Annotated in this window: 24 protein-coding genes; 10 read left to right on the forward strand and 14 right to left on the reverse strand. The window is 44.3% G+C overall.

What is annotated here, in order from left to right; all coding sequences use genetic code 11:
• Window positions 1-265 precede the first annotated feature (265 nt).
• Complete coding sequence (locus VHA02S_RS12030; RefSeq protein WP_050567834.1) at window positions 266-1,129, forward strand: DMT family transporter; 864 nt, start codon at window positions 266-268, stop codon at window positions 1,127-1,129.
• A 37-nt stretch (window positions 1,130-1,166) separates the two neighbouring features.
• Window positions 1,167-1,781 (forward strand): glutaredoxin domain-containing protein, encoded by a 615-nt coding sequence (locus VHA02S_RS12035; protein WP_005452412.1) that lies wholly within the window; start codon window positions 1,167-1,169, stop codon window positions 1,779-1,781.
• Window positions 1,782-1,848: 67 nt separating this feature from the next.
• On the opposite strand, the gene VHA02S_RS26345 is transcribed toward VHA02S_RS12035, so the two are convergent.
• The 3 genes from VHA02S_RS26345 to VHA02S_RS12045 form a co-directional block, all read right to left on the reverse strand.
• Entirely contained in the window at window positions 1,849-1,983 is a 135-nt protein-coding gene (locus VHA02S_RS26345) for a hypothetical protein (protein WP_005452414.1), read from the reverse strand.
• Between the two features lie 134 nt (window positions 1,984-2,117).
• Window positions 2,118-2,462 carry a hypothetical protein gene (locus VHA02S_RS12040; RefSeq protein WP_038899187.1) on the reverse strand — a complete coding sequence of 115 codons (345 nt, stop codon included), beginning with the start codon at window positions 2,460-2,462 and terminating at the stop codon, window positions 2,118-2,120.
• Window positions 2,463-2,582: 120 nt separating this feature from the next.
• On the reverse strand, window positions 2,583-3,773 hold the full coding sequence (locus tag VHA02S_RS12045) for a multidrug effflux MFS transporter (protein WP_038899186.1): 1,191 nt from the start codon (window positions 3,771-3,773) through the stop codon (window positions 2,583-2,585).
• 111 nt (window positions 3,774-3,884) lie between these two features.
• On the opposite strand from VHA02S_RS12045, the gene VHA02S_RS12050 reads away from it, so the two are divergent.
• Entirely contained in the window at window positions 3,885-4,772 is an 888-nt protein-coding gene (locus VHA02S_RS12050; protein ID WP_017190772.1) for a LysR family transcriptional regulator, read from the forward strand.
• 257 nt (window positions 4,773-5,029) lie between these two features.
• Window positions 5,030-6,850 (forward strand): putative bifunctional diguanylate cyclase/phosphodiesterase, encoded by a 1,821-nt coding sequence (locus VHA02S_RS12055; protein WP_005452427.1) that lies wholly within the window; start codon window positions 5,030-5,032, stop codon window positions 6,848-6,850.
• A gap of 35 nt (window positions 6,851-6,885) precedes the next feature.
• Here VHA02S_RS12055 and shyA read toward each other — a convergent pair whose 3' ends face one another.
• Together shyA and VHA02S_RS12065 are read right to left on the reverse strand one after the other, a co-directional pair.
• Complete coding sequence (gene shyA, locus VHA02S_RS12060; RefSeq protein WP_017818632.1) at window positions 6,886-8,142, reverse strand: peptidoglycan DD-endopeptidase ShyA; 1,257 nt, start codon at window positions 8,140-8,142, stop codon at window positions 6,886-6,888.
• A 153-nt stretch (window positions 8,143-8,295) separates the two neighbouring features.
• Window positions 8,296-8,925 carry a hypothetical protein gene (locus VHA02S_RS12065; protein WP_005452429.1) on the reverse strand — a complete coding sequence of 210 codons (630 nt, stop codon included), beginning with the start codon at window positions 8,923-8,925 and terminating at the stop codon, window positions 8,296-8,298.
• Between the two features lie 149 nt (window positions 8,926-9,074).
• Between VHA02S_RS12065 and VHA02S_RS25335 the strand changes: the two genes are divergently transcribed.
• The 4 genes from VHA02S_RS25335 (at window position 9,075) to VHA02S_RS12080 (ending at window position 14,419) form a co-directional block, all read left to right on the forward strand.
• Entirely contained in the window at window positions 9,075-9,476 is a 402-nt protein-coding gene (locus VHA02S_RS25335; protein ID WP_080640398.1) for a GFA family protein, read from the forward strand.
• A gap of 157 nt (window positions 9,477-9,633) precedes the next feature.
• Window positions 9,634-10,305 carry a YoaK family protein gene (locus VHA02S_RS12070; protein WP_005452432.1) on the forward strand — a complete coding sequence of 224 codons (672 nt, stop codon included), beginning with the start codon at window positions 9,634-9,636 and terminating at the stop codon, window positions 10,303-10,305.
• 409 nt (window positions 10,306-10,714) lie between these two features.
• Window positions 10,715-12,079: a YjiH family protein gene (locus VHA02S_RS12075; RefSeq protein ID WP_005452434.1), complete on the forward strand. Its 1,365-nt coding sequence runs from the start codon at window positions 10,715-10,717 to the stop codon at window positions 12,077-12,079.
• A 468-nt stretch (window positions 12,080-12,547) separates the two neighbouring features.
• Window positions 12,548-14,419, forward strand: a complete 1,872-nt coding sequence (locus tag VHA02S_RS12080; protein WP_009696385.1) for a methyl-accepting chemotaxis protein — start codon at window positions 12,548-12,550, stop codon at window positions 14,417-14,419.
• 59 nt (window positions 14,420-14,478) lie between these two features.
• Here VHA02S_RS12080 and VHA02S_RS25340 read toward each other — a convergent pair whose 3' ends face one another.
• The 3 genes from VHA02S_RS25340 to VHA02S_RS12095 form a co-directional block, all read right to left on the reverse strand.
• Window positions 14,479-14,787 carry a VPA0510 family protein gene (locus VHA02S_RS25340; RefSeq protein ID WP_080640397.1) on the reverse strand — a complete coding sequence of 103 codons (309 nt, stop codon included), beginning with the start codon at window positions 14,785-14,787 and terminating at the stop codon, window positions 14,479-14,481.
• Window positions 14,788-15,030: 243 nt separating this feature from the next.
• Window positions 15,031-16,188 (reverse strand): amino acid permease, encoded by a 1,158-nt coding sequence (locus VHA02S_RS12090; protein ID WP_005452440.1) that lies wholly within the window; start codon window positions 16,186-16,188, stop codon window positions 15,031-15,033.
• A gap of 751 nt (window positions 16,189-16,939) precedes the next feature.
• Window positions 16,940-17,251 carry a hypothetical protein gene (locus VHA02S_RS12095; protein ID WP_038899184.1) on the reverse strand — a complete coding sequence of 104 codons (312 nt, stop codon included), beginning with the start codon at window positions 17,249-17,251 and terminating at the stop codon, window positions 16,940-16,942.
• Window positions 17,252-17,391: 140 nt separating this feature from the next.
• Between VHA02S_RS12095 and VHA02S_RS12100 the strand changes: the two genes are divergently transcribed.
• Both VHA02S_RS12100 and VHA02S_RS12105 read left to right on the forward strand, forming a co-directional pair.
• Entirely contained in the window at window positions 17,392-17,727 is a 336-nt protein-coding gene (locus tag VHA02S_RS12100; protein ID WP_017818627.1) for a helix-turn-helix domain-containing protein, read from the forward strand.
• 88 nt (window positions 17,728-17,815) lie between these two features.
• Window positions 17,816-18,547, forward strand: a complete 732-nt coding sequence (locus VHA02S_RS12105; protein ID WP_038899183.1) for a hypothetical protein — start codon at window positions 17,816-17,818, stop codon at window positions 18,545-18,547.
• Between the two features lie 86 nt (window positions 18,548-18,633).
• Here VHA02S_RS12105 and VHA02S_RS12110 read toward each other — a convergent pair whose 3' ends face one another.
• Genes VHA02S_RS12110 through VHA02S_RS12135 form a run of 6 tightly spaced genes read right to left on the reverse strand, consistent with a single transcriptional unit; the run spans window position 18,634 to window position 23,917 of the window.
• Window positions 18,634-19,380 carry a phosphatase gene (locus tag VHA02S_RS12110; protein ID WP_005452445.1) on the reverse strand — a complete coding sequence of 249 codons (747 nt, stop codon included), beginning with the start codon at window positions 19,378-19,380 and terminating at the stop codon, window positions 18,634-18,636.
• A 26-nt stretch (window positions 19,381-19,406) separates the two neighbouring features.
• Complete coding sequence (locus VHA02S_RS12115) at window positions 19,407-20,141, reverse strand: nucleoside/nucleotide kinase family protein (RefSeq protein ID WP_005452446.1); 735 nt, start codon at window positions 20,139-20,141, stop codon at window positions 19,407-19,409.
• Window positions 20,142-20,150: 9 nt separating this feature from the next.
• Window positions 20,151-20,669 carry an MltR family transcriptional regulator gene (locus tag VHA02S_RS12120; RefSeq protein ID WP_029788584.1) on the reverse strand — a complete coding sequence of 173 codons (519 nt, stop codon included), beginning with the start codon at window positions 20,667-20,669 and terminating at the stop codon, window positions 20,151-20,153.
• A 59-nt stretch (window positions 20,670-20,728) separates the two neighbouring features.
• Complete coding sequence (locus tag VHA02S_RS12125; protein WP_005452448.1) at window positions 20,729-22,000, reverse strand: zinc-binding dehydrogenase; 1,272 nt, start codon at window positions 21,998-22,000, stop codon at window positions 20,729-20,731.
• A gap of 47 nt (window positions 22,001-22,047) precedes the next feature.
• Window positions 22,048-23,460, reverse strand: a complete 1,413-nt coding sequence (locus tag VHA02S_RS12130) for a PTS mannitol transporter subunit IIBC (RefSeq protein WP_005452449.1) — start codon at window positions 23,458-23,460, stop codon at window positions 22,048-22,050.
• A gap of 13 nt (window positions 23,461-23,473) precedes the next feature.
• Window positions 23,474-23,917, reverse strand: coding sequence for a PTS sugar transporter subunit IIA (locus tag VHA02S_RS12135; protein ID WP_005425097.1), 444 nt, complete (start codon window positions 23,915-23,917; stop codon window positions 23,474-23,476).
• Window positions 23,918-24,115: the final 198 nt, after the last annotated feature.

Genomic DNA, 24,115 nt, shown 5'->3' on the forward strand with positions numbered 1-24,115 from the left:
GCGCCCTTCTCACCCTTTAAAAATCAACACGTTAAAAGTTGGCACACTAGCTGCAATATTAAAAACGAGCAAATGCATGGCAGCGTTTGTGCTTCTCGTTCTTTGTACCTACTTCGGTAGGCACGTCCTTTGAATTGGTAATGTCGCCTCCCTCTGGGAGGCATTTTTTTATTGGCTACCCCAACATTAGAACGTATGATCCTATCTATTGTTTAAAACCGGAAATATCCAATTGAATCATCATCCTGTCCAAGGAGCATCTTGGATGCTTACCGCAGGCTTGGCTTTTGCCATCGTTAATAGCTTTGCTCAAATCGCAAGTATTCACTTTGGTGTGTCATCCACGACATTTGCACTCTTCCAATACGCTATCGCCTTTTTCGCTATCTTGCCGTATCTGCGAACATTAGGAATTCGTCAGTCTCTACGTACTAACCACTTTGGGTGGCATGCATTGCGCATCTTCTTGGCGGTTATCGGTATCCAGCTTTGGTTATGGGCTCTCGCTTATCCGGTTCCTATCTGGCAAGGCATCGCTTTGCTTATGACTTCACCGTTGTTTGCAACGGTAGGTTCAGGTTTAATTCTGAAGGAAAAAGTAGGTGTTGCTCGTTGGATCGCAACGCTTACTGGCTTTATTGGCGCAATGATCATTCTTGAGCCTTGGTCAGACTCTTTTACCTGGGCAATGTTACTGCCTGTCGGCGCGGCTTTTTTCTGGGCATCTTATTCTTTAATGGTGAAAAAGCTGTCGGTGAACGATCCACCATCAACCATGGTGGTTTACTTACTGCTCTTGATCACGCCCTTTAATATTTTGCTGGCGGCACCTACATTTGCAATGCCTGAAGGCTGGAACATTTGGGGAATCTTAATCGCCGCAGGCATACTTACGGCACTAGCCCAGTGGGCAGTAGTCAAAGCTTACGCTGTCGCTGATGCATCGTTTGTACAACCATTCGACCACGCGAAACTGCCCTTAAATGTCTTTGCAGGCTGGCTAGTATTCAACTGGGTGCCACCAGGTCGACTATGGCTTGGTGCTGCAATCATTATCGGCTCCATTGCTTTCATTACTCATTGGGAAGCGAAAAAAGAAAGTAATTTGAAAGAAATTTCTCGGTTTTGAGTTCTATATTTTCAGGAAAGGAAATGAGGAGCATCTTATGACACAGCCAATCAAAATTACATTGTATCGTTGGGCCGGCAGTTGGGGACCATTCAAAGTCAATATCCCATGCGGGGAATGTACATTAACCAAAGATATTCTTGCTGACACATTTGAAAATGAATTAGCAGATGTGCCAGTCGAGCTAGAAGTGAAAGATTGGTTGTCTCATTGGTGGGAGCCATTAAAACTTGGAGCATGGCATGCCCCTATCCTAGTCGTTGAAGGCAAAGTCGTCAGCCAAGGGGAAGCGCTAAACCGAGGCGTGCTTGTTCAATCTGTCATTGCTGAATGGACCAAGCGAGATCAGCTTAAAGGCAACATCGTTTATGGTAAGGCGACATGCCCTTACTGTGTTAAAGCGAAAAAGTTGCTTGATGAAGCTGGCGTTGACTACAAATATCACGATGTAGTGAAAGACAGCGCAGCCCTATATCGTATGATCCCTGAAGTGAAAGCCATCATTGGTGAAAAAACACCAGTGACCGTGCCACAAATATGGTTAGACGGTAAGTACATTGGAGGCGCGGATAATCTGGAAAAGTGGTTGGCTGAGAAAGGATTAGATAGCGTGCCAGATAACGTTGTCGAGATCCCAAGTCAAACGGCTTAAATATATCGATTGAGATACCCAGAGCCAGAATGCAAAAAGCCCCGATATGACATCGGGGCTTTTCTTATTAATTCGCTAGTTTTTTCATTACGCGAGCAAACATAGAAGGCTTTTTCTTCTTCGCTTTACCGTAAAGCGCTTTGTGCATCGCGTCTTTAGCCATCATTTGACCAAAGTAAACACCACCAAGTTCGTAACCCATGACCTTCTCCTAAGAAGCAATTAACTGGTTTGTGTTGTAATTTTACACCACATGAACCACAAAACAAGACATGAGTCACATTTATTCTGTAATTTAATTACAAAGATTTTTATCCTAGCGAATAAGAAACGTAATTAACGTTTAGGTTGCTGGTATGTTTTACCTGCTGCTTTGTAGGTGTCTTTCGGTTTAATTTCAAAGAAAGTCTCGAAGAACCAAGCCGCAAACTTGATCAGGTGGTCACCTTCATTCATTACATGCTCAACGAACTCTTTCTCTTCACCAGACTCATCTGCTTGAACCGTAATGTGGTAAATACGTTTTTCACCTTCTACTTCAGCAAGACCGAATTGACCTGTTAGCGATTCAGCAGCCTGAGCGACTTCTTCCTCAGATGCTTTTAATAGCTCTAGCGCTTGAGGTAGGTTTTCTTGTTGACCGATTTCTTTCAGTAGAGCTTCAAATTCGTTTTGTTGCATGATTTCACCTAACAATGAACGGGTGTTGTCGATATGCCACTATTAACCGAGTGTAGATAACGACACAATAATTGGTTGCGCATTTTAGAGAGGACAACATGCCCTTGCAACCACATTCAACTAAGAACGCTCTGGTTGGACTAAACCACCAGAAGGGGTACGGAACTGTCCAACCACCAGCACCAAGCAAGAAATCACTGCAATCGAAATATAAAAGACGCCGAGTTGATGTTGAGTTGTTACCCAAGTTTCTACCAAATAGCCGCCAAATAACCCTGCTAAACACATCTGAATAGAACCCGACAATGCAGATACCGCACCTGCCTGTTGTTTATGAGGCGATAGCAGTAAACTGATCGAAACAGGGAAAGACATGCCTTGCGCGAAGCTCAAACACGTAAAGGCAATGAGCAAAGATGTCGCTGTAAACGGCAATATAAGAAGCATCACTCCTGAAAAGGCAACAATGACAAAACTCATCAAAAGGATCTGTTGCTCTTTGTATCGAGCATTGATGATGTTGAGAACTAAACTCCCCATCAATAAACCTGCCGAAGGCACAATCATCAAGGTACCGTAATCGGCAGCAGTGAGACCAAGCTCTTGTTGCATTAAGAACGGATAGAGAGACAGTGTCACCAAAGCTGATAAGTAACTCAACCAGTTGTAGCTTGCGCTGCCTATTACTTGTTTGTTGGTCAACAACTCAAAGTAATTGCGCATCACACGCTTTGGCTCAAAGCGGCGTTTGGGGTATGGCAACGTTTCATGCAGCACAATAAAGCCAAGGGTAAAGATCGCCGTAAGATAAATAAGAACGAAGACAAAAACCGCATGCCAACTAATGTGATAAGCAATCCATCCACCAAACAAAGGCGCAACAATCGGCATCACAGAAGCAGTCACCGAGATGTATGACAACGCCTTGGTGAGCTGCGCTCCATCATAGCTATCTCGCAACACAGAGCGCCCAAGAACAGAGGCACTCCCAGCCCCAAGACCTTGTAGTAGACGTCCGGTCTCAAGTGCAAAAATGTGGTCCGCAAAGGCAATACAGATGATGGTTCCGGCGAGATACACACTTTGTCCCAAGATAAATACAGGACGGCGACCAATTGCGTCGGATAAAGGACCATAAATTAGCTGTGAGACACCAAATCCGACAAGAAACAGCGTAACCAAGTTTTGAATCGTATGCTGAGGAAGATTCAAATCGTGACCAATCAAAGGCAAAGAGGGAAGATAGATACTGACGCCTACTTGACCAGTCGCGATGATCATCATCGCCAACAATAATGGTGTTTTATGCAATATACCCTCCTTACATCATGACAGTTTCACGACAGACAGTGTATATTTGATACTCAAAGATGATAATAAACCAAAATGGAAAGGGATTATTTCCCCTGAGGATGGAATAAGATGGATTGGATTCAGAGCGTTAATAGCTATATTCGCGTAGTCGAGGAAGGTAGCTTTAACGCAGCGGCGAGAAAACTCAACACCACCAGCTCCGCCATCAGTAAACGTATCCAATGGTTAGAGGACAAGATTGGTGTTCAATTATTAAAGCGAACCACTCGCTCGATCAGCCAAACTGAAGCAGGCGCTTTGTTTTATGAACGAGCCAAAGTCCAACTCGACTCTTGGCAATCCGTTTTAGATGAAACCCGCTCTGTTAACCAGTCACCAGCAGGACTACTTAAAATTGGTGCGACTTTGGCGGTAGGCTCTAAATTTTTAGTACATTATCTTGATGATTTTCTTGAAAAATACCCTGATATTAAACTTCAGTTGATCACCACGCTACCAGGTCAGATACCAGAACTTAGCCTAGATTTGTTTATCAGCCGTGAGTTGGAGCAACTCAATTCCCTCAGCTTTAAAGCCAGCCCATTGTTCGAGCACAAAGCTCAGTTTTATGCTGCGCCAAGTTATCTAGAGAAACACGGTACACCAAAAACAATCGAAGAATTGTCGCAGCATAACGTTTTAATCTGGGGTGAGAAACCAGTACGAGAAATCAAGACCAATCGTGGAAAACGTGTCAGCCTATCGGGAAATTTCGCCACGACGAACCCAGAAGCCCTCTTCCATGGTGCTAAACGAGGCATGGGAATCTTGCTGTCTAACAACGTGATGATCAAAGAAGACCTAAAATCCGGCGCTTTAGTACCCATTCTTCCGGAAGTGACCGCTGATGAAGCGACTGTATATGCCTACTACCCAAAGCTGGACTATCAACACACCCGAACTCAACTGTTTCTCGACTATCTAAAAACGCGCTTAGAAGAAGAGAAACGTGCCTAAACTTTTGACTCTCTGGTGCTTCAAGTACTAGAGAGTAACTAGCCTTCTCCAAAGCGACTACCACTTTGATGAGAGTTAGCTCCCCTAGCACCTCACCCTATGGTTGAAAATCACCAATAAAACGTATCTTGAGTTTGAAAAATCACCTGAAGTAAACAATAGTTAACGTGATGCATATCGATTAAATGAGAAAAGATCGTGTAATAAAGCCAACACAAACACGATATGGGTAAACACAACGTCGGGTGAAATGTTCAATGGATCATGAACAAAAAAGTATCCAGTTACTTGATGAAATTCTAAAGCTCAATGGTAGCGCACTACTCGACAGAGTAACGCTTGAGCTCCATCAGCAATTTCAAAGCTACTGTACTTGCGTAGTTGAGATAGCACACCTACAACATTGTGCGGTGACGCTTTCCAACTCTAGTGGCGGAACCATCGCAGACAGCATGTGTTACGGATTAGAAGGCACTCCTTGTGAGCAAGTCGCACAAGACATTGGCGAACTCATCTTCTATCAAGATGAAGTTTACAAGCTATTTCCTGAAGACCAAATGTTTCAGGACGCTGGCATTCAAGCGTATATCGGACTTCCTTTAAAAACACATACAGGTGAAGTGTTAGGCATCTTAGTGTCAACATTTACTCACTCCATCAGTGAAGCTGAAGCCGAAGAAATCATCTTCCATCACCGTTTTTATGCAAACATCATCATCCATAGTTTGCGAGAAAAGTGGATCAGTGAACGCTCAGACAAACTTCTCAACCAACTCAGTTACGAAGTCTCTCATGACAATCTAACAGGGCTGCTCAATCGCAGTTGTTTAGCTGATACGTTGGAGACCTTAACTCAGCAGGCAACTCGCCCTTTTAGTCTTGCGTATCTAGATATCGACAACTTTAAATCCATCAATGACATCAACGGTAACTACATCGGTGACCAAATCATTAAGTTCACTGCAAATGCGATTCAACAAAGCTTAACCTCGCCCAACAATGCGTTTCGAGTCGCAGGTGACGAGTTTGCTTTTATTACCTATGACGAAGATCCTGTTAGCGTCTGCCAAGAAATCCTCGATAAAATCGAAGCAGGCTATTCAGACAAATCCAATCGTATTTCTTTCACTGTCAGTATCGGGATCGCGAGAGCGCCTGTGCATATGCTAAATAGTGATGACTTAATACTGAATGCGAGCCTTGCGCTAAAAGACTGTAAAAAACGCCGAGATACCCGTATTCAACATTACGACACCCACTTAAGTGCACTTTACCATCGCCAGACACAACTGATTGAAGCACTGCGTGAGCAGCTTCGTTTAAGCATTGATGAAAATGAAGAGCTTTATGTCGTAGTCCAGCCAATTGTTGACATCACCAGTGACCGTTGGGACTACTTTGAAATCCTCGCGCGTTGGAACAGCAGCGTTTATGGCAACGTCTCGCCAGTGGAATTTATTGAAGCCGCCGAACAATCAGGGTTAATCATTGAGCTAGGCGAGCGCATCGTGGAACTCGCCTGCCGCGCAAAACAAAACTTAGAACGACAACTGGGTTACACCGTCAAGCTTTCAATTAACTGTTCAGCTCATGAACTTATTGATTCTAATCGCTACATGAACTTCCTTACTCGGATTCTAGAAAAATACCATCACCAAGCTACAGACTTTGTTATCGAGCTTACAGAGACAGTCTTGCTGTCACAAAGTGGTCGAGAACAGATGGTATTGAATTCGTTACGCTATCTAGGCTTTAAGGTCGCATTAGATGATTTCGGCACAGGCTACTCAAGCTTAAACTACATTCACAACTACCCTATCGATAGCATCAAAATCGACGCGACATTTGTACGCAACATGCTCTCAAATACGACGTCAGAACAAGTCGTTTTGCTGATCGCTCAACTGGCTCAGTTGCTTGAGGTTGATCTTATTGCTGAGGGGGTTGAGGATGACAGAGCCTTGCAAAAGCTCATTGAAATGGGTTGCCACCATATTCAAGGTTATTTTTATTCGAGACCACACAATGTTGACGAGCTAATTGGCATCATCAACGAAAAGCAGATGAAAAGCGCATAAAAAAAGACCAAACAATGTTTGGTCTTTTTTGTGATTTATAAAACGGCTTGTTCTTTGTCTTTAAGCAGTTTGTCCATCTCGTCTCGAGTAGCAATAAAGCTCGCCATTTCCTTTTTAGGCACAGAGCTTGCCATCGGGATCTTCGCTCGCATTGCATTAACAGGACGACCGTATTCGATCAATTCGTAGTGAAGGTGCGGACCTGTTACACGTCCCGTTTTACCCGATAAGCCAATACGTTGACCACGAGAAACTTTCTGACCTTTCTTCACGAGGATCTTACTTAGGTGCAGATAGCGCGTCTTGTACTTACTGCCGTGCTCAATCACTACGTAGTTACCCGCATATGGGTGTTTACGTGTCATAATAACCGTGCCATCCCCCGTTGCTTCTACTGGTGTACCGATAGGCACAGCCCAGTCAGTACCGTTATGAGGTGCAACTCGACCCGTTACAGGATGAAGACGTTTCGGGTTAAAGCCTGAGCTGATACGCCAGCCTCGACTAACAGGGTAACGTTGGAAGGCACGCTGTAGGCTCTCACCTTTCGCGTTATAGAATTGACCGTCGGTATGAAGATAAGCAGTCACTTCACGACCACGGTTGTAGATCTTAATTGCTTCGATTTCGTTCTTGCCAGTCGGCACGCCATCAATACTTTGAGAACGACGAACCACTTCGAACCGGTCACCTGCGCGTAAGTCTTTACCGAAGTTAACCTGCTCTTTTAGTAGGTTCACCACTTGGCTGATTTCCGCTGAGCTCAAGCCCAAACGATTTGCTGATGACGAGAAACTACCATGAATCACGCCAACTAAAGGTTCTTGATGCCAAACACCTGGGATTGAGATGTCCGAGAAATCGTAGCTGCCATCAGCATTACGACGATAAACGACTTTGTCGGCGATAGAAAATTGAAGCTCCATCTTTTCCAATTCACCCGTCGACTCATCACGCCAAAAACGCAATGTGTTGCCGGGTTTTAAAGTATCAAGAGCAAGGAAGTTCAAATCCGTCTCCATCACTTTCATCAACGAACTGTAGCCGAAGCCCAGTTGGCTAAAAATGGAGCTTAGGTTGTCACCTGCTTGGATTTGGTATTCAAAATTTGGGGGAGAGACAACTTCTGCTGTTGTCGCCTCAAGAATATTTTCTACAACTCGCGATTCAGGCAAGTTAAGGGCGATGGTTTTAGTAAGGGAAGACTCTTTGAGAGAGTTGGAAACACCAATCGCAACTAATACTGGCAAGGAGTACAACAGTAGCGCTTTACGACTTGTCAGATTCGGCAACCGTCTTGTTGTAATTTCATTTGTAGACACGGGAATTACTATCTCCTTTATAACAAGGCTCATAGCTTATGCATTCCCGCATAAGAAATCACTATGAAATTACGAGATCTAGCGCAGAAAACACTTATTTTTTACAGAAGACAAAAAAATTCATTACTGTTGCATATGTAAGTTATTACCTACACGTTTAAGAGTGGTTGTAATCAATTGATTTGGTTGTTCTGCCATCGCTTGATCTTCTCCATGTTGAAGATATGAAAGCGAAATTTGTGTATCGCTGTTCCATTTCAATGAAGACATCTTGATTCGATCACCAATGAAAACGCTGTTAAGCAATACAACACGGCTTGGTACAGCATCAAACTTAAATAAACCGATGTAGTAAAACGCCCCAGAACCTTGTGTTGTCACGATCACAGGAGCCACAATCCAAGGGGTCTCACTTACGTTACGCTGCGCAATAAACTCGGTAGGTACCAGTACCTCGCCTTTTGTTGCACCAGCATCATACTGACCTTTTAAAAAACCATGCTCTTTATCCCACTCATCAAGAAAAGTCACCGCACCCTGCTCTGGAACTTGAACAGTCCACGGATTTCGTGACTGAATACCCAGTACTTCCGCTACGATTGAATTAGATTGTGCCTGCGCTTGAGGAAACTTTGCCATGATCTCATCATCAGAAAGGCTAAACCGGTAAATGCCCGCAATAATAACCACAGCTAACAGTACGATTGGGATCAGGAGAATGAGGGGAATAGGTAGGATTCTCTTACGAGTCATGAAGACTTCCTTGTGTTCTTGTTCTCTGAATTATGTTCGGAGTATATACCATTTATAGAGCGAAGACCGCTCTGCCTATCCGTTCATTTTGACTCAAGTGTTTCAAAATTAAACTAAACTGTTTGGTGGGCAACCAATAGGTAATAACGATGACAAAAATCACCCACACATGCGAGTGTGCCTGTGGCTTAGTCCAACTGCGTTGCACGGCGGAGCCCATTCGCACTTCTATTTGCCACTGTTTCGAATGTCAAAAGCGCACGGGGAGTGTGTTTGGTGTTCAAGCTCGTTTTCACAAAGGCCAAGTAATATTAGATGGCGATACCACCAGTTATACTCGTATCGCCGATTCAGGAAATCAAGTGCATTACGAATTTTGCCCGGCATGCGGTACAACAATGCGCTTACTGCTTTCAGACGCCCCAGACTACGTGGTGATCCCAATGGGATTGTTTAACAATAAAGAGTTTCCACAACCCACTATTTCCATTTATGAGCAAAGAAAACAGGGATGGGTCAGCTTTGATTGCACCATGGAACACGTTAGATAAATATTTGTTATGCAGAATTTGAACTCTCTCAACATTTGAGTTTGCTCAACAATAGTTGAGACTTTATTGAGAATGATCAACCAAGTAATCGCGTAAGTACTTTCGTTCCGCGCCACGAGCGCTATAATCTGCTCCTAACATTTGGTGAGGCTTTATTGTGATTTCCAGACTTCCTCGTTGGGTGGAATATGGCGCTTTTCTGCTTGCTCTTCTCGCAGGTTGCGTCAATGCCGTGGGTCTTCTCGGCTTTCAACATCAAGCGATAACGCATCTTTCCGGAACCGTAACTCAGCTAGGGAACAGCTTGCTAACAGGTGTGGATACAACCATTCACCTGCTCCTTATTGTATTTAGCTTTTTGATTGGCTCTGCATTTAGTGGATTCTTTATCGAAAGCAGCGCGCTCAAGCTTGGTCGTCGCTATGGTGTAGCTCTTTGCATAGAGGGTAGCCTGCTGTTGCTCAGCTTGGGCTTTCTGGTACAGGGTAATGTTTATGGTCAATACCTTGCCTCTGCCGCTTGCGGCTTACAAAATGCGATGATCACAACATTCAGCGGAGCTGTCGTCCGAACCACTCACATGACCGGTATTATTACTGACCTCGGTATTATGATTGGAGAGAGCTTGCGAGGACGTCAGTTTGACCGACGTAAAGCCAAGCTGTTTATCTTTATCTTCCTTGGCTTCTTATTAGGCGGTACAGCTGGTGCAGGTTTATTTAACGTTTACGAGCTGTACGCATTAGCCTTCCCGGCTCTGTTAGCTTTTATAATTGCCATTGCATATTGGAGTTACCTCTACTTGCAGAGCCGCAACCAAACCGTCTAGTTTTTAATGACGGTTTAAGCATTCGACTTAAACCGTCTTATCTCTCTTGTCACTCGGTTAGCCTATAAACCCTATCTACTGGCAGAAAACGCTGTCATTGGCTTGAGATCCCAATCACATTTGCTAGGCTTTTTATTGCTCTAGTCACACTGTACCCCTTAACACTCTGCACTGAGCAGCTTACGTGCTACAATTTTCTAACACGAGCAACAAATTCATATACAAGATTCTAGGTTTAGTACTTTTAGCCGAAAAAACGGCTGAATAACTAGATGTATTTAATGAATAGTATTGCAATGGATGCAGTTTGCGGGTAATCTCCGCACACTGTGATTAAATACGGATGTTTAGTGAATATTTATGTCATGGAATATGGCGAGTATTGACTAGTAGTAACACGAGACAAACAATGCATAACAACACTAATGCTGCTGAAGCGCCTAAGGGCAACTTTTGGATGTTCTTCATCCCATCCCTAATCGGTCTTCTACTTTTCATGGCACCAATCTCTTACGATGGTGGTCTGACAATCCCTGTCGCGGTAATGGCAAAAGTCATTCCTGCAGTTCTTGGCGATACTTTAATTGCTATCGTAACCGCTATTGTTGCTTTCATGGCGCTAGCTTCTGTTCTTTGCAAAATTTTCAAGCCAGCAGCAATCCTACGTAACGGTTTCTTGAACGGTCTATTTAATCCGTCTCCACTTTGGTTATTGGTTCGCCTAATTGGTGGTGCAGCGGTGCTGATGACGTTCTTCCAAGTGGGTCCAAAAGCAATTTGGGAAGAAAACACAGGCGGTCTTGTTCTTACAGGTCTGCTACCAACGCTATTCGCGGTATTTATTTTCGCAGGTCTATTGCTGCCTTTATTACTTAACTTTGGTCTATTAGAACTGTTCGGAGCCCTACTAAGTAAAGTAATGCGCCCAGTCTTCAACTTGCCAGGTCGTAGCGCGATCGACTGTATGGCTTCTTGGTTGGGTGATGGTAGTGTGGGTATCCTACTAACCAGTAAACAATACGAAAACAACTTCTACACTCAACGTGAAGCTGCGGTTGTAGGTACGACTTTCTCAGCAGTATCGATTACCTTTAGTTTGGTTGTCCTTGCTCAGGTTCAACTAGAGCACCTATTCCTGCCTTTCTACGGCGCAATCTGTCTAGCTGGCGTTATTGCAGCAATTATCATCCCTCGCCTACCACCATTGAGCCTAAAGAAAGACCGTTACATGGATGGCAGCGAACCGAAAAAAGATGCGGACGCAGTACCTGCTGGTCACACGACTTTTTCTTGGGGTATGGATCTTGCGCTAAAACGCGCTGGTCAAGTGACTTCTGTACAGTCGGTATTTAAAGAAGGCGTACATAACGCAATCGACATGGTGTTTGGCGTACTTCCTGTGGTTATGGGCCTTGGTACCGTGGCATTAATCATTGCAGAATACACGTCTGTATTTGAGATCCTAGGTCAACCATTTATCCCTTACCTAGAGTTGCTACAAATCCCTGAGGCAGCAGCAGCGTCTCAAACTATCGTTGTTGGTTTTGCAGATATGTTTATCCCAGCAATCCTAGCGGCATCTATCGATAACGAAATGACTCGCTTTGTAATTGCAGCAATGTCAGTAACTCAGCTTATCTACATGTCAGAAGTGGGCGCTCTGCTTCTAGGTAGTAAGATTCCAGTGAACATCGTAGAACTGTTCGTAATCTTCATTCTACGCACGCTGATTACGCTACCAGTCATTGCAGGTGTAGCTCATCTTATTTTCTAAATTTGATGCAATTAATAAAGGCTCCGCTCTGTCGGGGCCTTTTTTGTATTTGTAACATCAGTTTGTTTTCTTAGCTCATATTTACCATATTCTTTGGTTCTACCCTCGCTTTCTTTACGTCTCATTTTTGATACATAACTTATAAATATCATTTCAAATTCATCTATTTAAATTAGTTAGACACCCAAGATAAGACTTGTTTCTATAAGGCTCAGTGATACCATTCTTATGTTTTTAACAGTTTAATGACGAAGTCCAACAATTCAGATCAAAGTCACAACTTTTAAATTCATCTAGGCTTTTTATCCCGTTTCGACAATAAAAGCCGTAAATAGCCTTCAGGTTTCTGATAAATCTGTCGATAAACAAAATAACAAACACAATTCTGTGTTCACATCTGCCGAAATCACCCAGGGAAGAAGAGGTGAAAGCAGAGTAAACCAGCCGGGAGACTCGAGAGGGAAAAGTATGAAATTCAGACATAAGGTTGTAACTGCCTCTTCTATTTTACTGCTTGTTACTGTGGCATTGCTGTCGACACAACAGGTTATGACTATCCGTTCGCAGATCGAAGAAAACATTGATACGAGTGTGAACGAAATTCTCTCCAGTGTGGGGAACACTGTAGAGTCCGAAATGAACGCGAAGAAAGATCTTGCTCAATCGATGACCGAGATCTTGGAAATTAATCCAAGCGATCACGATTACGTAAAAGATGTACTAGAAAAGCCAATGCCAAAATCAAGCTTCTTGGCAATCGGGTACGCATACGACCACGATGGTTCCTTAATCGAAAACGATGACGGCTGGGAAGCTGGTGCCGACTATGATCCTCGTGTTCGCCCTTGGTTTGTCTCTGCAAAAGCACAGGGCAAACTTATCGTCACTGACCCTTATGTTGATGTCTCTTCTAAGAAGGTCATTATTTCTATCGGTACGCCAGTTCGCGAAGCCGGTCGATTCCTAGCAGCGATGTTCTACGATATGGAGCTGACCACCCTTTCTGACTTGGTAAACCAAGTCAATCTATTTGATGCCGGCTACCTCTTCCTCGTTACTGCAGACGGCACGACGATTGCTCACCCAGAAGCGAAATACAATGGTGAGAAGCTATCGAGCTACTTGCCACAAGTCGAGATCAAACCTGGCGCTCAACACATTGAGATTAACGGCAACAAATACATGGCGAGCCTGTCGCACATTGCGGGTGAAAATTGGTATGTAGGCGCGCTTGTCGACGAAAGCATTGCGTATTCTGCAGTAGGTAAGCTGCGTAATAGTGCAATCATCTACTCATTGATTGCCGTGATTGCCTCTATCATCGCACTGACTATCCTTATCCGTACCTTGATGCGCCCTCTTGATGAGCTAAACACAGCAATCCAAGCCGTCGCATCAGGCAAAGGCGATTTAACGCAGCGTTTGGACACCAATACCGATCAAGAATTCTCTGAACTAGCAAAAGGTTTCAATACCTTTATGGAGAACTTGCAGCACCAGATCATCGAATCGAAGAGTATCTCTGATCAGATCCTCAGCGGAACGCAAATTACTGCTGAAGGTGCACGTGACTCTGCGTCTGCGATTCAGACTCAACTTCAAGAGCTAGAGCAACTTGCAACAGCTATGCACGAAATGTCAGTAACGGCAACCGAAGTAGCTAACAACGCGCAAGGCGCAGCAAGTGCAGCGAAAGAAGCGGATGAAGCGACCATGCAAGGCTCCTCTATCGTAAATGAGTCGACAGAAACGATTAACCTACTTTCTGACAGCATCGATCAAGCGGTTGAAGAAGTTCAAGGTTTAGAGTCTGCGACAGCTAACATTGAGACTATTCTTAAAGTTATCAACGATATTGCAGACCAAACGAACCTACTTGCACTGAATGCGGCAATCGAAGCGGCGCGTGCAGGTGAATCTGGTCGTGGCTTCGCAGTGGTAGCCGATGAAGTACGTACTCTTGCACAACGTACTCAAGAGTCTACGACCGAAATTCGCAGCATGATTGAGCAATTGCAATCAGGCGCATCTTCTGTTGCAAGCGCAATGCACCAAAGCAAAGGCAGCGCAGTAGAAGCGGTAGAAAAAGCAGGACACGCAAATGACGCTCTGCAACGCATCCGCGATGCGATTCAACGTATCTCGGATATGAACTTGCAGATTGCTTCGGCAGCTGAAGAGCAAAGCTTGGTAGCAGAAGAGATCAACAACAACACGGTCAACATCAAAGATCTATCGACTCAAGTTGCTGACTCTGCAAACCGCACCAACGATGCAATGCAAGCGCAGAATGAAGACGTTCGTAAACAAGACGAAATCCTTAACCGCTTTACGGTGTAACACTTCTCTTACTTACAAATGCAAAACAGCGAGCACAGTGCTCGCTGTTTTTTTATCGATTACAACACCACATGAACATAACGATCTTTTGAACGCTTGTAATAGTGCTCATCCACCTTCAGGTAGGTAAAGTTCCCGATCTGGATATACGTACTGCGCGGTGGAATACGCTTGTAGTGATAATAATAATGTTTTGGTCGTTTGTGCTTCACCACGACGACCTTTTTATGCTTGTGTTTATGTTTATGTTTATGGTGATGATGACCGTGTTTATTATGATGATGCTTTGGATGCGCGGAAACATCAGCGCTGAACACTCCTAACGAAAGCATCATTCCAATCATGGTAAGAGAAAGTCGCTTCGACACTCAATTCCCCTTTTCTTAATAACTTGGGCGTTATGATAAAAAGAGATGCAATCGCTCTTGTCAGGCGCTAGCGAGACAATTTCATCCCATGGTCAAATATCATCACGATTTATCAAGCCAAGGCCAATCCGATAAGAGCTACAGATGTATCACTCGCCAAAAGGCATAAAAAAGCCGTTTACCCCACGAGGCAAACGGCTTTTTAAAATTTGAGTCGCTTAAGCGTCAATCAATCAGTGGATACTACACCGCTTGTGCAAACAACAGGAAACAACCAAATAGGAAGATCACGCTCATGCCCATCGCACCGCCACCTGCTTCGTACACATTGTCATCATCCACAGGCACACGACGTACTTTCATCGTCATTGATAGTGGGACAAAAACTGCTAAGAACACGAGGATAATACCTGCGTAGCTTAGGATTGCGAGAAAGTGTTCTGGAGCAAACACGGCACCAAGCAGCGGTAGGATGAACGTTGTCACAAATACCACAGGCTTGCTAGCTTTAAGAAGGTCCGCATTTTGGTCATACAACGCCATTGCCACACCCAAGAAAGACGTTAGAAGCGCCAGACCAGTGAACATCGATAGAATGAATTCTAGACCCGAATATTGTTGACCAAGTACAGAGATCAACTCAGATACGTTAGAGAATTGAATAAGCTCGTGTGGAGGTAGGTTACCCACGACTGCAAACAACCAAAGTAGGTAGCACACAAGAGGAATCGTAGAGCCAACAATGATCATGTTGCGCAGTTGATTCTTACTTGCTTCTTTGTTGTAGGTCACTAAAGAAGGAATCACCACCATAAAGCCGAAGCTGGTGAATAGAACTGAGCTCTGTTTGATCAATGCCATTTTGTCTGCATTTACCACTTCACTTAGACCTTCAAATGACACATTTGGCGCAAGAGAGAATAGCGTTAGAATGAGCGCGACAATCATACCGATGAACAAGCCACGGTTTAGCTTATCCACCACACCAGTACCCGCTGATACGATAAGACCAACCAGCACAGTAAAGCCAACTTGGCTAGAAATCGTAGAAAGTGGTAGTCCCATTGACGTGGTGACTTTTTGTACCAAGTCACCCGCACCAATAATGTAAGCCATTAGCAGACAAACAAGTAGTGCATACAAAAGACCATTAGTAACAAGCTGACCACCTTTACCAAGGGTTTCGCGAGCGATTGCATTCATGCTGACACCACCACCTACTTTGCAGCTTGCTTCTAATAGAAGAAGTGCAGCGTAAGTTGTACCTGCCCAAATGAACAGCATAAGGAGAGTGCCCCAAAGAAGGCCAAATTGAGCAAGCACCATTGGTATGGCAAGCATACCAGCGCCAAGAGCAGTACCTGCTACGATCAGGGAGCTGCCGACAAGTTTTAGGTTCACGGTTAATACCTCTAAATTTAATCCGTTTTATTGTGACTTATCGTACTTTGGTTCGAAGTACGATCTACGGAAACGCCCTACCTTACAGCCCCCAGAACTCAGCGCGAAGCCGGAATTCAGGATGCAAAAAGCCTAGACTCAAGACGGATCTATCCTGTCTGAGCATATAAAGGGGGTAGGGAATCATTTCCGGGCAGAGTTTGATTAACGGAACGTCTCACTTTGGGTTCGAAGCAAAATCAGCGCATCCTTTTTCGTCAATCCCATTCTCTGCTGAATGGATTTGGTTCGAAAGGATTGTAAGGCATAAATAGGACGATTGAAAAGCAAAAGCTCCATCTTATAGCCATATATTTTAACAACTATCAGTTGATGCAACAGATATGTTGTAAAACCGCCGATTATTTAGCCTTTTGTCGTTATAAAGAATCGAAAGTGAGCGATAGCACTCAATTTTTGAGGTGTACATGAAAATGTACACTTTGTTGGAAGGTGTTAGAAACCCGGAACATAGCCTAGATTCAGCAATATCGTTATTATTCGCTCCGTATCGACATGTTTCGGTTCACATACCTCTAAACACTGATTTACGGTTCGAAAATATAGGTAAATGAGTGTTCCGAATGCTGGGTTTGGTTCCCCAGCATTTTTATCCTTTCGTTAATTATTCCAAGTGCTTTTATTTCACACAAACGCCTTTGTGGGATTTCGCTCGTCCGTATTTTGTTAAACGAACCAAACCTTCAACGCATTACATCTCCTTGTCTAGCGCATCAATAATGTATGTCAGCACAGCAATCCCCAAATCAGCAACCGAACGTTCCATCAAACTCAAGTGTTCATATGATTGAACCAACTCCTGTTGTTCAATATCACAGCGGTGTAAAAACAGCTCTTTATAGTTCATCAATCGCTTTTGGGATTCTCGCGTTAGCCAAGTAACATCTAATCTTGTATCCCGGCTACGATTGCGAATTTCATCAAGAAGTTGATCTAAAATGCGTTGCATTTTGCGAATATTAACTTCGCCAGAAATTGATTTATAAAACTGATATTTTTCCATTTTCTGAAACTGACTGAATTCACGTTATTTTTTTGTGGAACGTCATTCTTATCACTATATCCATTCGGGTAAATATGGGGTGGTTAAACTGGTCCGGTTATTGCGTGCTTCAGGACAAAACTGTCCACTAAGGAGGAGCGATGCAAGTAGACCCGTTGATTGAAGTTCTGATTAGGCGACGCAAAATGAAAGGCGTGTCACGCGAACAAATGGCAAAAATTGCCGGAATGAGTGAAAAGACGTATCAGCGAATAGAGCGAGGCGAATCTGATTTAAAACTCTCACAATACCGTTCAATTTTGCGTGCATTAAACCTGACCGATTTAGACATCGCATTGGATGCAAGAGGTGTTGATAACATTTCTGCAGAAGACGTTGCGTCTGCGGCAAGATTACTTCCCCCGGAAGCACAGTCTATGCTGACCAAGCTTATCTTCTTAGTGCTAGAGCAAAAAACTAAGACATCCCAAAAGTAGTGCTCTAGACGCATGAATCAAACACAGTTATGGTGAGCTAAACTTAAAGACTAGCGCTTCGATACTCCAAATTATGGGGGAATATACTATGAGAAGCATCTGGGTAATCGCCACCACCATTCTCTGCTTGGTTGGGTCAACAAACCTTTCTGCACAGTCACAGGTGAAACCAGCAGTAAAACCGATAACTCAACCGGGTAACAAACACGATTTACGCCCAGTAAACCGCCCTTACCGTCCCATTAAGCCACCGCACCATTACCGTCCGCCTTACTACCGACCACCCTACTATCATCGACCTCATTATGTCGTGAGACCACCTCGTTATCATTCGTCGTTTATCTATGTAAGACCGGGATATTGGTATCCACCTTATCGTGGACGTTACTATTATTATCACAGTGATTTAGTAGACATTGCGACCTTTGCTGTCTTCGCTGGTATTACTTATGCCATTGTTCAAGATTCCTATTACCGTCGTGATGGTGTCCGCTATGTGTACGTTCGTTATCCACCAAGTGGTAACTACACCATATTGCGCGATGACCGTGTGATAACGTCATCGACGACCAATGATACTCCGCCTTCAAGGCAGATCGTTTCGCCATCATTAAGCTCAAACACAGCAAGAGTGAGTCCAATACCACCAGCGCCAAAGCCTGAGCCAAGCCACTATAAACTTGGTGAAATCGTAGACTCGCTGCCTCACACTAAAGAAACTGTCGTCGTTAACGGGCAAAGTTATTTCAAATATAAAAATACTTGGTTTGCACCACTCAGAGCCGAGCGCAAATTTGTTGTGGTAGAGCCTCCGTTGTAGTGCTTTTTGTTTCATCCTAAACAAACAAAACCCGCACGCTGCGGGTTTATGTTGCTTAGCCGATAACCATTTGGATCAATCGCTTCTCAATACAGCGCTTCGAACTCTGGAATTTTCGCCTTGCCCCTCAGCAGTAAGAAGTTCAAGAACCGGCTCGTTGATGTAGTGAGTATTTTCTCTTCTTCAACACCATGTTTTTCCAGCAAAGCAATGGCCAACTCTAACTTGGAAATCTCTTCACTGAAGTGAGCATCCGATCCTGTGGTGAAGTAAACGCCAATTTCTTTACCTAGCTCCACAATACGGTCACAGCGACTATCACTGCCCTTACGGCTTTTACCTGTCAAAGACGTATTGTTTACTTCTACCGCGACATTGTGCTCTTTTGCACAACGCAGAACCTGCTCCATATCGAATGGGTAATTCGGGTTACCTAAGTGACCGAGAACATCCACTCTGCCACTTTTGATTGCATTAATAAGAGCGGCGGTATGCTCAACTTCCGATGCAGGCTTAAACACGGGTTCATGAAAGCTCGCTATCACCCAATCAAGATGTTGATCAGAAGAAGGCGGTAAATCGATCTCCCCCTTCACATTCAGCGTGTTGGCTTCGACGCCACGAAGAATACCAACCTCATGTAAAAAGCGGGGCAAAATTCTTTGATTATTGAAATGCCAGTAGTGAGGGGCGCCTGGCATCTCAGGAGCATGATCGGTGGTACAAAGAAGTTTTAGCCCCTTATTCTTGGCAGCCAACGCATTCTCTAAAATTGTGCTATAAGCGTGTCCACTGGCAATAGTATGGGTGTGGCTATCAATCACGATATCCATGGTAACCTCCTGAGATTGTGGACGAACTATCGAATTTCGAACGAGCCGTTTTGATTAAGGAACAAAGATAAGTCAGCAGGAACCGAATGATTCAGAACTTTATCAACGTTGACCGCATCAGAACGTAAATAGAACTCCAATGCCGCTTCTGGGTCTGTACCGCCGCGGATTTTACGATTGACCAAACGATCTTGTAGAAACTCCGCTTGGGTATCAATAAACACCGTAAAATCTGCCAAACGATGCAGTTCTTTCCATACTGGTTCATCAAGCAGCAGCCAGTTGCCTTCAACAACGACAATGTTGCGATTAACTTGAATGGCATCATCAACTGGGTCATGTAAGTTGCGGTCGTAGTAAGGCCACTTACTGTCTTTCACTTTCAGTTGTTTCAGTTTGTCGATAAGCTCCGTGAGATTGAACGTCTCGTAAGAGCCTTTAATGCTGCGCAGTGGAACACGTTCACCATTACGCTCAATGGTGTTGCTGTCGAGGATTTCATTCGGGTAGTGAAAACCATCAAAAGGCAGAACCTGAAGTGGCTCTTGGTTTTCATCTTGTTCTGATAAATATTCCCAAAAGGCTGCTAGCGTAGACTTTCCACTACCCGGAGGGGCGCACAAGAACACAACAATACGCTCCTGCTTCTCGTGATAAAGGCGGGTAAACTTTTCGATAAGAGGTTGATGGATTCGCTTTACGTCGGCTTCAGGAAAGGTAGCTTCGGTCTCAAAACCACTGACGTTTAAATTCACTTTCATGGTGAACCCTTATTGATTTATCTCCCCTTCGATTCTTTCTATCAACATTTCACACGACAGCTTTAATACTGTTTTGATGAGGGCTTCGTATCTCATTTGTGAAAAGGACTCAAACGAAGAGAACTTAAGCTGATTGATCGACTCAAGATAAAAGCTGTCTTGCTGGGAAGAGAGTACTGATTGGTTTTTGATGAAGTCGTAAATCACGTCATCGGCAAACTCGACCTTTTCCGACTGAGTGACCGCGAACTCCAACACCTGATCGTACAACCCAATGTCAGCGTAAGTTTCCAGTGAGATCTTGCCCATTGCAAACATCAACTTAGACACCACATCGGTTGTTGCTAACGGACCATCTTCTTTCAATAAAGGATCCACAGCATACTCCTTCACGAGGTCGTCTTGAACGAACACTTTCGGAAGCAGTGCTTTTAACTTGAGGTTAATTATTTTGTTAGAAACCTGAAGAAACGCAGTGGCATTTTCGCACTCGTCCAGCTTCTCCAGTAATTCATCTTCACGTGACAACGTCTTATGACCTCTCCATTATGTGGCAGCACAGAGGCTACCACACAAATTCGTTGCAACTAAACCGTTAAGCTCACGTCATAAAACTCAAGTAACGCTTTTTCTGCATGAGCATTCCACACATAGTTGTTTGCGTTCAAAATTGCGTCTAATTCGACGAAGAACGGGTCTTGGTCTGCCAACGATAAAAAGTCATCAATCGCGGTCAACGGCAGGTCAATATGCGGGTAAATCAACTTTTTACCACCCGGAATATCCAACTGATTCAAAATCGTATGTGGCGCAGCTTGCAGACCACCAACGTGTGTGATCATGAACGATGGATTGATCTTACCTTGTGAAGACAAGTCGATAGACTCCACCATGTCGCCAGTTGAGCCACCAGACGTGCCCACAATATGCGTTGACTCGTAATGCACATTGTAGAAGTTAAACGGTACTTTAAATTTCTTATCGGTAGGTCCTGCGAAGAAGTTCAAGCAGCCGTCGTTACCCAACAGCTCGTCGGCTTGCTCTAATACTTGCGATACTGCTGCGTATACCATCACGTCATCGTAGCCTTTGCCGTCGTTAAGCGCTTTCAAATAAGTGACAGGATCATCAACTTGGGCTGTATTCACGTAATGCAGCTCAACGCCTTGCTCTTTTGCTTTCTCAACCGGAATTAAGCACTCTGCTCGGTCTAAACGTGCGGCGTCGATGTCCGTCACCACGATCAATTTTGGCTTCACTGGTCCGTTAATCGCGTAATCAATAGCGCCAATGCCCATTGGACCAGCACAAGCTAACAGCGCTAACGCCCCCCCCTCTTTGATGCCCATATCGTGCTCGTACACGTATTGTTTAGTGTGGTAACTAGCATGGTAAGCACCGATGATGCATGACATTGGCTCAGCCAAAGACGCATCTGCAAAGTAGTCACCGTGGTAAGGCAAAACGCAACCTAAGTCGATAGCGATTTTAGGAATGATGGAATACGTTGCGTTGCCGCCAAAAGTCTCATAGCTGTAGCCTGCCGAGTAACCAGTAGGCAGACCCATTGCAGGTTGCAGAACAAAGTAATCGCCTGCTCTGTATTGGTCTTTTAGGTTCTCACCGACTTCAACAATCACACCGGCGTACTCATGGCCCGTCATCACCGGCACTTCATCAATGTTCTCAGGTACGCGTTTGTGTTTGCTGCCTAGCAATGCCGCTTTGTAAGTGGAAAGGCAGATGCTGTTTGAAATGTTTTTAACCAGAAGTTCATCGGCTGAAATGTTTGGCAAATCAAAAGTTCTTAGTTGAACATCTTTCTCGCCACAGATAACTGCTGCCGTTGTTTGTACCATGATTTCTCTCCTACATGGGGCGGAATGTTCCACCCCATACTGCATTGTTAGGCTGGTTGCTCAGTCGCGACCGTTTGTTGCTTAATCTTATCCATCAGCTCGTCAAGCGCTGGGTCATTAAGAAAGTTCTTAATTGTCACGACAGGCAAGCCTGTTGCGTTTACTGCGCGGCTTTCTAAACTTTCGTGTGTCACGACAATGTCGGCCTCACTTGGCACTTTTTCGATGGCAAAGTTCTTCACTTCAATATCAATCCCGGCTTGTACTAACTTGCGCTTGAAGGTTGAAGCCCCCATCGCGCTTGAGCCCATACCAGCGTCACAAGCAAATGCGACAAATGAAATTGGTTTGTTTACTTGTTGCGTTGCAGGTTTAATTGCACCTTCCGCTTTCATGTCTTTCATCTCAGAGACAGACTGTTCAAACTCGTCTTCTTTGTTTTCTGCTTTGCTCATCTTCAGAATCGCACTTGCGACAAGGAAGGAAACTATTGTTGCTGTTGTGACACCTGCGATGGTCGCTAGGAAACTGCCTTTTGGAGTAAGAGCTAGGTAAGAGAAGATTGAGCCTGGACTTGGACCTGCTACCAAACCTGCATCCAGTAGGTTGAAGGTTGCGATACCAGTCGCCGCACCTGCAATCATTGCCACAATCATAATTGGCTTCATTAGCACGTACGGGAAGTACAGCTCGTGAATACCACCAAAGAAGTGAATGATGATGGCACTTGGCGCAGAACGTTTAGACAGACCTTGACCAAACTTCGCGTAAGCCAACAGCATACCAAGACCCGGACCTGGGTTAGATGCCACCATAAAGAAGATAGATTTGCCTGTTTCAGCTGCTGCCTGCAGACCTAACGGGTAGTAAATCCCTTGGTCGATGGCATTGTTAAGGAACAGCACTTTCGCTGGTTCATTGATGATCGCAAGCAAAGGAAGGAATCCCGTTGCAACCAAAGCTTCAATGCCCGATTTAACGAATAAGTTAGCCGCCGTTACTGCAGGACCAACAATCTCATAGGCGAATAGACATAAAATCATGCCCACAATACCCAATGAGAAGTTGTTCACCACCATCTCAAAGCCCGAAGGGATGCGATGTTGGATTCGTTTATCCATTTGCACCACAACCCAAGCGCTGAGCGGACCCATAATCATTGCGCCGACAAACATTGGAATGTCAGCACCAACAATAACGCCCATGGTACCGATGGCACCAGCAACCGCTCCGCGTTTGTCACCAACAATCTGACCGCCCGTATATCCAATTAACAGCGGCAATAAGTAAGTGATCATTGGACCAACAAGTTCACCAAATGCTTCGTTTGGCATCCAACCCGTTGGAATAAAGAGTGCAGTAATAAAGCCCCAAGCGATAAAGGCTCCGATATTTGGCAGCACCATGGCGGTCAAATGACCCCCGAAGGCTTGCACATTGGCTCGCATGTTTGGTTTCACGTTATATTCCTTTTTAGTATGCTTTTATTATGTCTAGCACTTGCTCCTTAGATGAGGCTTGTGCCAGCTTTGCAATGTTCTCTTCGTCCACAAACATCTCGCTTAACGCTTGAATCACCTCAATGTGGGTATCAGAGTCTTTTGCAGCTAGGGTAATAAGAATATTGGCAGGACCAAGGTCCGAACCAAAATCAACTGGTGAAGGGAAGATATGAATGCCCAAGCCCGTTTTTAGCACACCGGTTTCTGGACGAGCATGTGGCATTGCCAGTCCTGGGCACAACACATAGTAAGGACCATTTTCTTCGGTCGATTGGATGATGGCATCCGCGTATTGCTGAGAAACGTAACCTTTGTCTTCTAGGTATTGCGTTGTCTTTTTAACTGCGTCTTGCCATTGGTAAGCGCGGTCATTAATAACATCTACTAGTTCGTGGTCGATTAATTCATACAGCATTTTTAAACCCTATCAACAGTTCGGTTTCGATGGGTTAATTATCAATAAGAGTAGCTAAACCACGCAACCACGCTCCTTTTGTGCAACAAATCACAATTAAATAGCTGTCAATTTGTTTTAATCAACGTAGTTCAAAAATAGACAAAGAAAATTAGCAACAAATTTTCTTTAAGCAACATGTCAATAGGCATAGTTTGA

Origin of the sequence: Vibrio harveyi NBRC 15634 = ATCC 14126 = KCTC 12724 (genome assembly GCF_001591145.1) — a bacterium.
Taxonomy (GTDB): domain Bacteria; phylum Pseudomonadota; class Gammaproteobacteria; order Enterobacterales; family Vibrionaceae; genus Vibrio; species Vibrio harveyi.